The 14,064-nt window shown below is 32.5% G+C and carries 9 protein-coding genes and 1 pseudogene; 8 read left to right on the top strand and 2 right to left on the bottom strand.

Annotated features, from left to right (window positions below; genetic code table 11):
* Positions 1 to 216: 216 nt before the first annotated feature.
* Positions 217 to 1,245 (bottom strand): LuxR C-terminal-related transcriptional regulator, encoded by a 1,029-nt coding sequence (locus tag HX049_RS14075; protein ID WP_286416610.1) that lies wholly within the window; start codon positions 1,243 to 1,245, stop codon positions 217 to 219.
* 590 nt (positions 1,246 to 1,835) lie between these two features.
* Positions 1,836 to 3,620, bottom strand: a complete 1,785-nt coding sequence (locus HX049_RS14070; protein WP_286416609.1) for a hypothetical protein — start codon at positions 3,618 to 3,620, stop codon at positions 1,836 to 1,838.
* Positions 3,621 to 4,285: 665 nt separating this feature from the next.
* On the opposite strand from HX049_RS14070, the gene HX049_RS14065 reads away from it, so the two are divergent.
* From HX049_RS14065 to HX049_RS14030, 8 genes and pseudogenes are all read left to right on the top strand, one after another.
* Positions 4,286 to 5,182 (top strand): arginase family protein, encoded by an 897-nt coding sequence (locus HX049_RS14065; protein ID WP_286416608.1) that lies wholly within the window; start codon positions 4,286 to 4,288, stop codon positions 5,180 to 5,182.
* 187 nt (positions 5,183 to 5,369) lie between these two features.
* Positions 5,370 to 6,437: a 3-dehydroquinate synthase gene (gene aroB / locus HX049_RS14060; RefSeq protein ID WP_286416607.1), complete on the top strand. Its 1,068-nt coding sequence runs from the start codon at positions 5,370 to 5,372 to the stop codon at positions 6,435 to 6,437.
* A 374-nt stretch (positions 6,438 to 6,811) separates the two neighbouring features.
* A complete protein-coding gene (locus tag HX049_RS14055; protein ID WP_006261249.1) occupies positions 6,812 to 8,209 on the top strand; it encodes a decarboxylase in 1,398 nt (465 codons plus the stop codon).
* A 39-nt stretch (positions 8,210 to 8,248) separates the two neighbouring features.
* Positions 8,249 to 9,223 (top strand): deoxyhypusine synthase family protein, encoded by a 975-nt coding sequence (locus HX049_RS14050; protein WP_286416605.1) that lies wholly within the window; start codon positions 8,249 to 8,251, stop codon positions 9,221 to 9,223.
* A 94-nt stretch (positions 9,224 to 9,317) separates the two neighbouring features.
* Positions 9,318 to 9,611: pseudogene (locus HX049_RS14045) on the top strand (hypothetical protein); the annotation flags it as partial.
* A 280-nt stretch (positions 9,612 to 9,891) separates the two neighbouring features.
* Entirely contained in the window at positions 9,892 to 10,986 is a 1,095-nt protein-coding gene (gene ychF, locus HX049_RS14040) for a redox-regulated ATPase YchF (protein ID WP_286416602.1), read from the top strand.
* A 228-nt stretch (positions 10,987 to 11,214) separates the two neighbouring features.
* Complete coding sequence (locus HX049_RS14035) at positions 11,215 to 12,135, top strand: YihY/virulence factor BrkB family protein (RefSeq protein ID WP_286416600.1); 921 nt, start codon at positions 11,215 to 11,217, stop codon at positions 12,133 to 12,135.
* Between the two features lie 76 nt (positions 12,136 to 12,211).
* Positions 12,212 to 14,062, top strand: a complete 1,851-nt coding sequence (locus HX049_RS14030; RefSeq protein WP_006265332.1) for a DNA topoisomerase IV subunit B — start codon at positions 12,212 to 12,214, stop codon at positions 14,060 to 14,062.
* Positions 14,063 to 14,064: the final 2 nt, after the last annotated feature.

Below are 14,064 nucleotides of genomic sequence, written 5' to 3'. Positions count from 1 at the left end.
TTTTCGATCTAAGATCTCTTCAAAAGTTGATAAAAAACTCACTTGATTAGGGTTTTTATTGTGTGCTAACATTGTAATAAATTTGCAAGGTTTATATACTAAATATACTAAAACTTGTAATATTTTTAAACAAAAAACACATAAAAATAAGTGTAATATATTGATTTATATTTAATTAAGTTGTTTTTAAGGGGCAACTACATAAGAGTAGAACCGTTATTCTAGTTTATCCTTAAAAGCATAAATCTGTGCTCTAGAATTAATGTTTAGTTTAAAATAAATTTTACTGATATGATATTTACAAGTATTAATTGAGATAAATAACTCATCAGCTATCTCTTTATTCGTAGCGCCTTCCCACAGTAGACTTAGCACTTCCAACTCTCGATCAGTAAGGTTGTACTTATTCTTTAGTTGATATAAAGGCTGATCTTGTATCGTTGTTTTTTCTTGTTCTACTTTACTTGTTTTATCAGCATTTTGGCTCTTTTCATATTCTAGTTGTTTATGGTAGTCTTTTACCATATACATATATTGATATAAATACCTTTTATAAATAGAGTTTCGCTCGTGTATTTTCTTTACTTCTAATAGTGTTATACAACTAGAACAAATAAGAATAGGAATACCCATTAAGCGCAGTGTAGGCCATACGATGAATAACTCATAAAGTGTATCATTAATAGAAGGGGCTAGAATAATGGTACTGGCTGTAATACAAATAATTACGAAAGAGATATAGTTTTTATAATTATACGTATGGTTCAGAATGAAGAATAAGTACAATGCTAGGATGGTCAATATAGTAGTAATAGGGTGAATAAAACTATTGCCATGACTAGGCACGATAAATAAATTAGATAATAACTCTATCGCTACCAAAGCAAAGAGTACGACTATCCCCGTTTTATAGAATTGTTGTTTGTGTTTAAATCTTAAAAAAGGGTAGGGCAGAAGTATTAATAGCACTAGTGATGTACCGATATTCCAAGCTAATAAATAACCTATAGTATCATGGTGATCAGGCATATAGAAGTAAATAATATCCTTGACTAAGAAACTAGAGAATATACTTAATTGTAAGAGAAAACTAAAACTAAGTTTCTTGTATTTAAATATAATATATAGTGCAAGGAGTATAACTAGAGAGAGAAATGATACCCCATAGTATAGCCCGATAATAATATATTTAGGTGTATCTGTTGCAAAAAAAGGAAATTGATTAAATAATGGTAATGAAATCATATAAGGTTTATAATGCTCTATTTTAATTGTTAATATAGAGTGGTAATAAATATTTAATTAGGCCTATTTTTTAGAGAACCTCTCTGCTGATCAAGATGTAAAATTAACTAAAATATCAGTGCAGTACTTTCTTAAATCTGTGTAGGTAAATGTTAAAAAAGTATAGCTTTAACTAGGGGTGTAGTTTATTTTACTGATAGCCAATATGTTGTTTTGTGCTAAGTGTCGTTTTTTTATACGGATATATTTAAGAAATAGTAGTACTTTAGCTCTATAACTATTAAAAAGGATAGTTAAATTTCTAGTAAAAGATACTATTTTTGAATTGTCTTTATTACTAAAAAACTATCCTTATGCACTTACTCCTTTATGTATTGACGAAAAGAGTAAGTTTCCAAAAGTCCCCACAGGTTATAAAGACCTTAGACAAAATTGACACAAAAGATACATTTCGTTTGTCTATTTTGAAGCACTTAATCATTTTTTGATTGAGTGCTTTTTTGATTTCTGAGTAGTAATAATTTTTACAAGTATAAATAAAGGCAAAAAGAAAATCCAGCTTGTCTGTTGACAGCTGGATTTTTTCTTATTTAGTTTAAGAGCTCTATTTCTACTTGAAGTAAATCTTTAAGTATACTTTCTCGTTCTTGTATAAAGTAAGTATTGTCTTCATTAAAGAGATTCCTATAGTAAGAGATTCCTTCTAGTAAGTTCTCTTTTGTCTTCATTAGCTTTTTCAGTTTTGGAGCTGATTGTTCTAATTCTAAAGCTAACTTTTCTTGTCTATAATGATCTAAGTACATTCTTAATTCTTTAATGAAGAAATGAGGGCGTTCCTTCGTATCGATAACATTGTCTCGTCCATAGATATGATTGACCATTTTCTTAAGAGACACTTCTTTTGTAAAGTAAGCAATATTAGGCCCAGGACAGATCGCTACACCTTGTGCTTCTCCTTTGATAGGTAAATTAAGCTCCATATAAGACGCATTGGCTAATCCTATACATAGACATGCTTTTTCTGTTATCTGTTGATACTTCTTATTGTATTCTTCTTGACTGATACTATTTTTCTCTTGCTCTAGCTTTTCTATTTCGATAGTTTGATACTTTCTAGAAGCAGTACACAGTCCTTCATTCGAATAATTCTTATTCAAGGCTAGATACTTTCTAGGACAAGAGCTACCTGCTTTGTTCTTATTGATTCTCTCTGACTTAAAGAAGTCGTTAGAAGTTCCTTTAATACTATTAAATGGCACACCTAAAGGAGAGATATTACTCAAGTATAGATCTTCTTCTTTTGCCTTAGCTAATAATTCTCTAGTGGACTGATCTACAGAAGTAGCTTCTGGTACTAATAAGAATGGTGAGCCCCAGCCTACAGAGTCTACCTCGTAATGCTCTAGCAAGAACTGATGTTCGGCGGCTGTACCTACGCCACCCTGAGCTGTAACCTTTAAATCAAGAGGAGTAGAAGGAACAAATCTATTCTTCTGTTCTAGAGCTTTTACTAGTAAGTCATGGGTAGAACTTATTAACTCTGCTTTTCTAGCTTTAAACTCTTCTAATATTACCCCCATTAGATAACCATCTGTAGCGAAGGCATGCCCACCACAGTTAAGTCCTGACTCTATACGATACTCAGATACCCATAATCCTTTTTTAGCTAGAAAATTCCCCTGTATTAAGGCAGATCTAAAATCACTTACTTTTAAGATGATCTTTTTCTTTAAAGTACAATCAGCAGTTGGGTAAAAAGCGTCAAACTCCTCAAAATAGCTAAACAATCTTGGATTCATACCCGCAGATAAGACTACAGATGAATTTAAAGTACTGTTCACAAAGCCTCTTAGGGCAGCATGTGCATCATTGTATTCTACAGGTAAGGCTTCTTTTTTAGTAAAGTTTTCTCTATCCACCTTAGTCATGATATTGACATCTATATCTCCAGGGGTAAGATAGTGTTCTAGAACTCCCTTCAGATGGTCTATAGATAGCTTGTCATCTAAGTGTTGCTGTAGATTCTTTCTGATCTCTGATACAGATGGTAGCATATCGATATAATCCTCAACCTCTTTTTTGCTTTCTAAGAAAGATGCTTTTAGGTTTTCGAATTTCCCTTTTACGATAGTATCTAATGTATTTAGATAAGCTGTAATACGCTTAGCTCTAAAGTCCTCTATCTTCTTCGTTATCTCTTGATAAGGCAGTTCGAATTTCTCACAATAGAACTTGTTCATACGTTCTATTAATTCATCATCCATCACAGAGATAGTAGAGGAGAAACCATACTGAGCCACTCTCACTGGACTATCAATCGTATAGGCCAATCCCATCACGGGAATGTGAAATGAATGTATTGGTTTTAATTTCATTTTGGTTTGTTTGTTATATTTTATAAGGGAGGGAAATTCTTCAAATATTCTGAGTAATTAAGTGATAAATATCATGTTAGGAGATTATCTCATATTAAATTTATGTAAAGTCCTAGGAAGGAAGCGAGAGATAAGAGCTAGAATACTTAGAAGGAAGAAGGTATAAGTAATTAGCTATATTGTTTATGATTATCTCACAATGAGAAAAATACAACTACTATAAATTCTAAAAACAAGATAAATCACAGCTGTTAAAAATGTTAACATCCAGGCGTTTTTAAGAATTTCAAGCATGCGATAAAGCTAGTGATATCAAGGGTTTGAGGGAGGTTGCTTTAGCGTTGTTCGGAAAAAGAGGATGTTTTTCGAACACCTTCCGAACAAAATACAACGGAGACCGCATGAATACTCGGTTCGAAGTGAATTTACAGCGTTAAAAGACTTGTTGAAATTTTTAATTTTTGATTTTGAAAGCTGTGATTTGTGCTTCCTTTTTGGTGAGATGCACCAGACTTTGAATAGAAGAATATTCTCAATAATAACCATTGAGTCAAAGCCTTTACTGTAGGCAAAGGTAGTAAAAAAATAGATAGGAGAAAAGAGGGGGTAGGAGGTAGAATTAGTATTATATTTATAGTTTATCCTCAAAATAATTTTGATTAAAAGTGAAGAGAAAGGTAATAATAGAATGTCCTACTAATTTAGGGCTTGCACAGAGTACTTATGCTAAAGAACCAGGTGTTAGGTTTTTGCCTACTTGGCTAGAGAAATACAGATTATATAGTATTATAAATCCAGATAAGATATATCGTATAGAAGCACCAGCGTATTCTATGAACCTTGATGAAAATACACAGGTTAGAAATGCTGATGAAATCATAGAGTATGCTACAAAGCAAGCAGATATTGTGGAAGAAGAATTGAGTAAAAACTCTTTTTTGATTGTATTAGGTGGAGATTGTAGTATTCTTATCGGTAGTGCGCTTGCCTTAAAGAGAAAAGGGCGTTATGGGCTGTTCTTTCTAGATGGGCATACAGATTATGTATTACCAGGACAATTAGGGGTCCATGGAGCAGCAGGTATGGATTTGGCTATAGTATGTGGTGCTGGTCATGAACGTCTTACTAATATTCAAAACAACAAGCCTTATATTGAAGAAGAATACGTGTTTTGTGTAGGGAATAGAGAGTATAATGAAGAATATGAGAGGCCTATAAAAGAGTCTAAGGTTGTTTATTATCCTTTGTCTAAATTAAGAAATTATGGTATAAAGAGAGTTGTGTCAGATTTTTTGATGCGCGTCGAAGAGTATGATTTAGAGGGATATTTTATTCATTTAGATGTGGATGTTCTAAATGATAAGATAATGCCTGCGGTAGATTGCAGACAAGAAGATGGGTTGAATTATAAGGAGTTAAAAGAAATACTTATACCTTTAGTTAAAGATAAGAGATGTGTAGGATTGGAGATCGCGATACTGGATCCAGACTTAGATCCTTTAGGTGTTTATACTAATGAGTTTATTGAGAATGTAAGAGATATTATAGAAACATCTCTTTAAGAAAAGGGCTTGTTAACCATTGATTAACAAGCCCCTTTTTTTTATTGTATTATATATAATTTGAAGGAAGTTTTTTTCTTAAAATAGATGTTTTAAAATTTGATTAATAGTAATTCGTTAAAAAAGGTTTTTAGCACGCATATTTCAAATATTTATACTTTATTTTGTATAGCATAAATAATATAAAATGGAAAACATAACAACAGAGCATTACGATATTTTATTCGGACAAGAAGCATACGAACATTTAGGTTCATATTTAAATAACAATGGCTATAGTAAGCTTTTTATCTTGACGGATTCTAATTGTTATGAACACTGTTTGCCTTATTTCTTAAGTAACTTGCCTACAGATGTACCTTTTGAAATTATAGAAGTAGAAGCAGGTGAGGAGAATAAAGTATTAGACACTTGCGCTGGTGTGATTCAGACTATGTTAGAACTAGGAGGAGATCGCAAGAGTATCATTATCACTGTGGGAGGTGGGGTGATTACAGATATGGGAGGTTTTATCGCTTCTATATTTATGCGTGGAATAGACTTTATCAATATTCCTACTTCATTATTAGCCATGGTAGATGCTTCTGTGGGAGGAAAGACGGGAGTGGATCTAAATGGTATCAAGAACTGTATAGGTGCATTCGCTATGCCTAAGATGCTAATCATCGATGTAAATTACTTAGAAACTTTAGAGGCAAGACAAATTAAGGCTGGATATGCTGAAATGTTAAAACACGGCTTGATATTTGATGCCAAATATTATGCGTATCTTAAGGATATCGCGAATGTTGATTTTAATGATTTAGAAACGCTTATTCATCATTCAGTAACCATTAAGAATACTGTGGTAACACAGGATCCAAAAGAACATGGTCTTCGCAAGATTTTAAATTTTGGACATACGGTAGGTCATGCCGTAGAGAGTTACTATCTAATGAATGAGTCTAAAGAAACTTTGCTACATGGAGAAGCTGTTGCATTAGGTATGGTAGCGGAGGCTTATATTTCCAAAGAATTAGGATATTTAACTCAGGAAGAATATTTAGATATAAAAGAAACAATACATACTATATATGGTGTTGTAGAGCTGTCAAATGAAGACATCGAAAACTCGTTAGAGTGGTTAAAGTTTGATAAAAAGAACTACGGTGGTAATATACGTTGTGTATTATTAGATAAAACAGGCTCTGCTATCTATGATATAGAAGTGAGCAAAGAGTTAGTAATAAAGGGGTTAGAGGCTTATTTGAATTAAGGTTCAAAAACAATTAGTTTTTCCTTTTTCATTCCAATATTTTGTTACATTTGCGGTCGTGAAAATAGATGTTTTATATATTAGATTCTGTGTATCTGCAAGGCACAAAGTAAGGCGTTTTGTCATCAGACAAAAGGCCAATTATGTATATGGCATTATCAAGTATTCTAAGGAGGCTCTTAATTCGTTTAGATTCAGAGATAAGTTGCCAATAGTATTTGCCAATATTAGAGTTTGAAAATCAATGTAGTTAAATTTTGATTGTTTTTATGAAGACATAACTATCTAGTACGATAATAATTGACTAATTTAGTTGCAATACAATCAAGTTAATTGAGAAAGAATTTTTTTAACCATTATTAAAAGAAAAAGACATGAACACAAAATATGTTGACTTAATCAACCAAACTTTTTATTTTCCTCAAGAAGAATTCAAATTAAACAAAGATAATCTTCAATTTCACAATATTGATTTAATGGGGTTAGTTGAAAAATACGGAACACCATTAAAATTCACTTACTTACCTAAAATCTCTGAGAACATTAGCAATGTAAAGACTATCTTTAGAAAAGCTATGGAAAAGAATAAGTACAAGGCAAATTATTACTACTGCTACTGTACTAAAAGTTCTCACTTCTCTTATGTACTTAATGAGGCATTCAAGAATGATATCCATGTAGAGACATCTTCTGCTTTTGACGTAAACATTGTAGAGAATTTATTAGAGACTGGTAAGATCAACAAAGATACATTTGTATTATGTAACGGATTTAAACGTGCACAATACATTGATAATATCGCAAATCTAATCAATAATAAACACGAGAATACTATTCCTATTATTGATAACTATGAGGAGCTTGATCTATTACAAGAACAAATAAACAAGAAGTTTAAAATCGGTATTCGTATTGCTTCTGAAGAATCTCCAAAGTTTGAATTCTATACTTCACGTTTAGGAATAGGATACAAGAGTATCTTGCCTTTCTACAGAAAGCAAATCGCTGAGAATCCTAATGTAGAGCTTAAGATGCTTCACTTCTTCATTAATACGGGTATTAGAGATACTGCGTATTACTGGAATGAATTAGTAAAATGTTTGAAAGTTTATATCACTTTAAAGAAAGAATGTCCTACATTAGATAGTTTAAATATCGGAGGAGGGTTCCCTATTAAAGATTCATTAGCTTTTGAATTTGATTACCAATATATGGTAGACGAAATCATCAATCAAATCAAGATAGTATGTGAGGAAGCTGAAGTGGATGTACCTAATATCTTTACAGAATTTGGTTCATATACTGTAGGTGAGAGTGGAGGGGCTATCTATGAAATCTTATACCAAAAGCAACAAAATGATAGAGAGAAATGGAATATGATCGATTCATCATTCATTACTACTCTACCAGACTCTTGGGCTATCAATAAACGTTTTATTATGTTGCCTATCAATAGATGGAATGATACTTATGAACGTATATTATTAGGAGGATTGACTTGTGATAGTGATGATTACTATAACTCAGAGCAAAACTTAAACGCAATCTATTTGCCTAAGTTTAATAAAGAAAAACCTTTGTATATTGGGTTCTTTAATACAGGTGCTTATCAAGATCAGATTGGAGGATTTGGAGGTATTCACCACTGCTTAATTCCACAACCAAAACATATCTTAATAGATAAGGATGAGAATGGAATTATTGCTACAGAGTTATTCTCTGAACAACAGACTGCAGAGCAAGTATTAGATATCTTAGGATATAACAAATAAGAATTAAAAGAAATTATTAATATAAAAAGTAAAAATAAAATGAGTAAAGGACCAATTAGTCAGTTTATTGAGCATAACTATAGACACTTTAACGCTGCTGCGTTAGTGGATGCTGCAAAAGGATATGAAGCACACTTAGACGCTGGAGGAAAAATGTTAATCTCTATGGGTGGTGCGATGAGTACTGCTGAGTTAGGAATTTCTTTAGCAGAGATGATTCGTCAAGATAAAGTACAAATCATTTCTTGTACAGGAGCTAACTTAGAAGAGGACGTGATGAACTTGGTTGCTCACTCTCACTACAAAAGAGTACCAAATTATAGAGATTTGACTCCAGAGCAAGAGAGAGAGTTATTAGATAACCACTATAACCGTGTAACTGACACTTGTATTCCAGAAGAGGAAGCATTCCGTCGTTTACAAAAACACTTAGAAGACGTATGGCATGCAGCTGAAGCTGAAGGAAAACGTTATTTCCCACACGAATTCTTATACCAAATCGTTAACTCTGGTATCTTAGAACAATACTACGAAATCGATCCTAAAGATTCTTGGATTGTTGCTGCAGCAGAGAAGAATATTCCAATCGTATGTCCAGGATGGGAAGATTCAACTTGTGGTAATATCTTTACTTCAAACGTAATTAAAGGAAAATTAAATGTACACACTGTAAAAACAGGTATCGAGTACATGATCTACTTAACAGAGTGGTATAGAGCTAACTCAGGAGGACATGGAGTAGGATTCTTCCAAATAGGAGGAGGTATCTCTGGAGATTTCCCTATCTGTGTGGTTCCAATGATGTACCAAGACTTAGAGTGGGAAGATGTACCTTTCTGGTCATACTTCTGCCAAATCTCTGATTCTACTACATCTTACGGATCATATTCAGGAGCAGTTCCTAACGAAAAAATTACATGGGGTAAATTAGATATCGACACACCTAAGTTCATTGTTGAGTCAGATGCTACGATTGTTGCGCCATTAATTTTTGCATATATTCTTGGTAATTAATTTTTAATTTTTCACAGTAAATAAATGTGATATTTTATTTGTAGTTTACAATTTAGCTATTACATTTGAAACTGAAATAAAGCAAGAACAAAGAATGAAAAGAGTAATTGTTGATTACGCAAAGTTAACGAACGAAATTTTGACATTATTGGTTGAAAAATTTCCTGACGGGTATGATGATGCAGACATTATACGTTTTAAAAACGTAAAGAACGAAACTGTAGAAGCAGTGGAAGTTAGAACTGAGGATACTATATACCTGGTAAAAGTAAGTACTAAGTTAGCAGATAGAATTGAAAACTTCGATGAGGATGAAGAGGATTTCGTAGAAGCTCCAGAAGATTCATTAGATGCACTAAAAGACTTAGAAATTGCTGACGATGAAGATTAACAAAATAATCTAAATATAGAAAAGCCACTCCTAGCGAGTGGCTTTTTTATTGTAGTATATTGACTTTTCAATCTAGCTTAATAAACATAAAAAAATATATGATCTAAAAGGTATTTTTGTTTATGATTATCTAAAGCTTTCTATTCTTATAATTTTTATTATTCTAGATATACTGTATTTGGCTTTTAATTTTATGTAAACTTCCTTAAAGACTATGAACTTCTATAATTTTCAATATATTTGCAAACGATTAAAAATTCACAATATATTTTAAAATATGAAAGCAGGTATAGTAGGATTGCCAAATGTAGGTAAATCAACATTATTCAATTGTTTATCTAATGCAAAGGCGCAGAGTGCTAACTTCCCATTTTGTACAATAGAACCGAATATTGGGGTTGTGAATGTACCAGATCCAAGATTGTCTAAATTAGAAGAGTTAGTAGTACCAGAGCGTGTATTACCTGCTACTGTTGAGATTGTAGATATTGCTGGGTTAGTAAAAGGAGCAAGTAAAGGAGAAGGTTTAGGAAACCAATTCTTAGGAAATATTAGAGAGTGTAATGCTATTATTCACGTTTTACGTTGTTTTGACAATGATAATATCATTCACGTAGATGGGAATGTAAATCCTATCAGAGATAAAGAAACTATCGATATCGAATTACAGTTAAAAGATCTTGAAACTGTAGAAAAGAGATTAGAGAAAGTAAAAAAAGCTGCTAAGACTGGAAATAAAGAAGCTCAAGTAGAAGCTGATTTATTAGAAAGAATTAGAGTAACGTTATTAGAAGGTAAATCTGCTCGTGTAGTAGAACCTAAAAATGCAGATGAGCAAGAGTTATTAGAAGACTTTCAATTAATCACTACAAAACCTGTATTATACGTATGTAACGTAGATGAGGGAGCTGCTGTATCAGGAAATGATTATGTCGTTAAAGTAAAAGAGCTAGTAAAAGACGAAAATGCAGAAGTAATCGTATTAGCTGTAGGAACTGAGGCTGATATTATGGAACTAGAAACTTTTGAAGAAAGACAAATGTTCTTAGAAGACTTAGGATTAGACGAACCAGGTGTATCTAAATTAATTCGTTCAGCTTATAAATTATTAAACTTACAAACGTACTTCACAGCTGGAGTAAAAGAAGTAAGAGCTTGGACTATTAAAGTTGGAGATACTGCTCCTAAAGCAGCTGGAGTGATCCACAGTGACTTCGAAAAAGGATTTATCCGTGCAGAAGTAATAGGATATGATGATTATGTGACTTTTGGTTCTGAAGCTAAAGTAAAAGAAGCTGGAAAACTAAGAGTAGAAGGAAAAGAATATATTGTAAAAGATGGAGATGTAATGCACTTCCGTTTTAACGTGTAATCTATCAAATAGAAAAGACAAAAGAGAAGCTAATTAGCTTCTCTTTTTTTTGCTAATATTTTTAGTAAAAGTAAATTAGGAATTGTTAAAATTTTATAGAATTTTGCAGTAGCAATTAGGCAATTTGTCTTATTATTATATTTGACTTTAAAATCAGTGGTTTAGGGGTTAAATAATCTTTAAGTTTAAAAATATTAGTATCTTAATTCTTTTAATTATAGTCTGACTATGCAGAATAGTGGTTTAAAAAAAATAATCTTATTATTTAAGCAATCTGTGTTTGATTTCTTAGATGACAATGCAATGAAGTTTAGCGCAGCATTGTCCTATTATACCATTTTTGCTTTACCTCCATTAATGTTATTAATTATATCTGCAAGTGGATTTATTTTTGAGGAACAAGAAGTAGCTAATTTCTTCTACGATCAACTAAAAGATATGGTAGGGCCAAATACAACTACTGAGATACAGAATGCCATGAGCAATGTCCAGTTAAATAGAAAAAGTGGCTATATCACTACTATTATTGGGGTAGGTATTTTACTATTTAGTGCTTCAGGGGTTTTTGCAGAGATACAGAGCTCTATAAACTATATTTGGGGACTAGCTGCTAAACCTGATAAAAGTATTGCTAGATTGGTTAAAAACAGGCTGCTTTCTTTCGCTATGATAGGTTCAGTAGGATTTGTCTTATTAGTTAGTCTAATGATTAATTCAATTGTGAGCCTTTTATATAGTTATTTAGGGAATTTCTTTGGAGAAGAAACACTTAGTTTAGTAAAATTACTTAACAATGCGGTGGTCTTTTTAATCATAACTATTCTATTTGTTCTAATCTTCATGACTTTACCTAATGGTAAGTTGAGATGGAAAGATGCCTTTATAGGAGCAGGTTTTACAGCTGTATTATTTATGATAGGGAAGTTTGGAATTGGTTGGTATTTAGGTAATACGGCCTCATCATCACTTTATGGAGCAGCTGGTTCTGTGACAGTTATGTTGATATGGGTATACTATTCAGCGATGATCCTATATTTCGGTGCTGAGTTTACAAAAAATTATGCTATCTTATATGGCAGAAAAATAGTGCCAGGGCCTTATTCCATTGAGATAGAGAAGAATGTTATCAAAAAGTCATCAGAGGATTAAATCCTAAAAAACTGTTATTTCACAATTTTTATTTTAAGCTAATTAGTAGTAAATTAGCGCAAATTCCTACGTTTTTATGCAAGATCAAAATCAATATACCGAAGATAATATTCGTTCGTTAGACTGGAAGGAACATATTCGTATGCGTCCTGGTATGTATATCGGAAAATTAGGAGATGGTTCTTCTCCTGATGATGGTATCTACATTCTAATTAAAGAGGTTATAGACAACAGTATAGATGAATTCGTGATGGGGACAGGTAAGACTATTGAGGTTACACTCAAAGATAAGCTTGTCACTGTACGTGATTACGGACGTGGTATTCCCTTAGGTAAAGTAGTAGACGTAGTGTCTAAAATGAACACTGGGGGGAAATACGATTCTAAGGCATTCAAGAAATCAGTAGGTCTAAACGGAGTGGGTACCAAAGCAGTAAATGCTTTATCTAACTACTTCCGCGTAGAGTCTGTACGTGATGGACAACTAAAAGGAGCTGAATTCTCTGCTGGAGATTTAGTAACAGAAGAAGAATTAGTAGAAACTACTAGACGTAAAGGAACTAAAGTTTCTTTCGTAGCTGATGAGGCAATCTTCAAAAACTATAAATACCGTAAGGAGTATATAGAGCGTATGCTAAAGAATTACTGTTATCTTAATAAAGGATTAACAGTAATGTTTAATGGAGAAAAGTTCTTTTCTGAAAATGGGCTTAAGGATCTTCTTTTAGAGAATATTACGGAAGAAGATCAAGTGTATCCGATCATTCACTTATCAGGTGATGATATCGAGGTAGCATTAACGCATAGTAAAAGTCAATATTCTGAGGAATATTACTCTTTCGTAAACGGGCAGAACACTACTCAAGGAGGAACTCACTTAGCTGCATTTAGAGAAGCTTTAGTAAGAACACTTAAAGAGTTCTATAATAAAAACTTCGATGCTTCAGATATTAGAAAGTCTATCGTAGCAGCTGTAGCTGTAAAAGTAGAAGAGCCTGTATTTGAATCTCAAACTAAGACAAAATTAGGATCTACTGATATGGGACCAGATCTGCCTACGGTACGTACTTTTGTCAATGATTTTGTGAAGACACAGTTAGATAACTATTTACACAAGAATCCTGATATCGCTGATGCGCTATTAAAGAAGATATTACAAGCAGAAAAAGAGCGCAAAGAGTTATCTGGAATTAGAAAGATAGCTAAAGAGCGTGCTAAAAAAGCTAGTTTACACAATAGAAAACTAAGAGACTGTAGAGTTCACTTAACAGATATAAAGAATCCGTTGTATTTAGACAGTACTTTGTTTATTACAGAGGGAGACTCTGCTTCTGGTTCTATTACCAAATCAAGAAATGTTAATACACAGGCTGTATTTAGTTTAAGAGGGAAGCCTCTGAACTCTTATGGAATGACCAAGAAAATCGTATATGAAAATGAAGAGTTTAACTTACTACAGGCAGCATTAGATATAGAAGATGACTTTGAGAACTTAAGATATAACAATATCGTTATTGCTACTGATGCCGATGTGGATGGGATGCATATTCGATTGTTATTAATTACATTCTTTTTACAGTTCTTCCCAGAATTAATTAAAGAAGGGCATTTATACATCTTACAGACACCTTTATTTAGGGTGAGAAATAAGAAAGAAACTATTTACTGTTATAGTGAAGAAGAACGTATAAACGCTATTGAGAAATTAAAACCTAAACCAGAGATCACTCGATTCAAAGGGTTAGGAGAGATTTCTCCTGATGAATTCCAGTATTTTATAGGGGAAGATATACGATTAGATCCTGTAATGTTAGATAAGTCAATGTCTATAGATAAAATGTTAGAGTTCTATATGGGTAAGAATACTCCAGATAGACAAGAATTTATCATAGATAATCTTAAAGTAGAACTTGATGTTGTAGAATAATA

This window comes from Myroides odoratimimus (assembly GCF_030326305.1).
In the GTDB taxonomy this organism is placed as follows: Bacteria; Bacteroidota; Bacteroidia; order Flavobacteriales; family Flavobacteriaceae; genus Flavobacterium; species Flavobacterium odoratimimum_A.
This window is presented reverse-complemented; position numbering and strand designations above follow the sequence as displayed.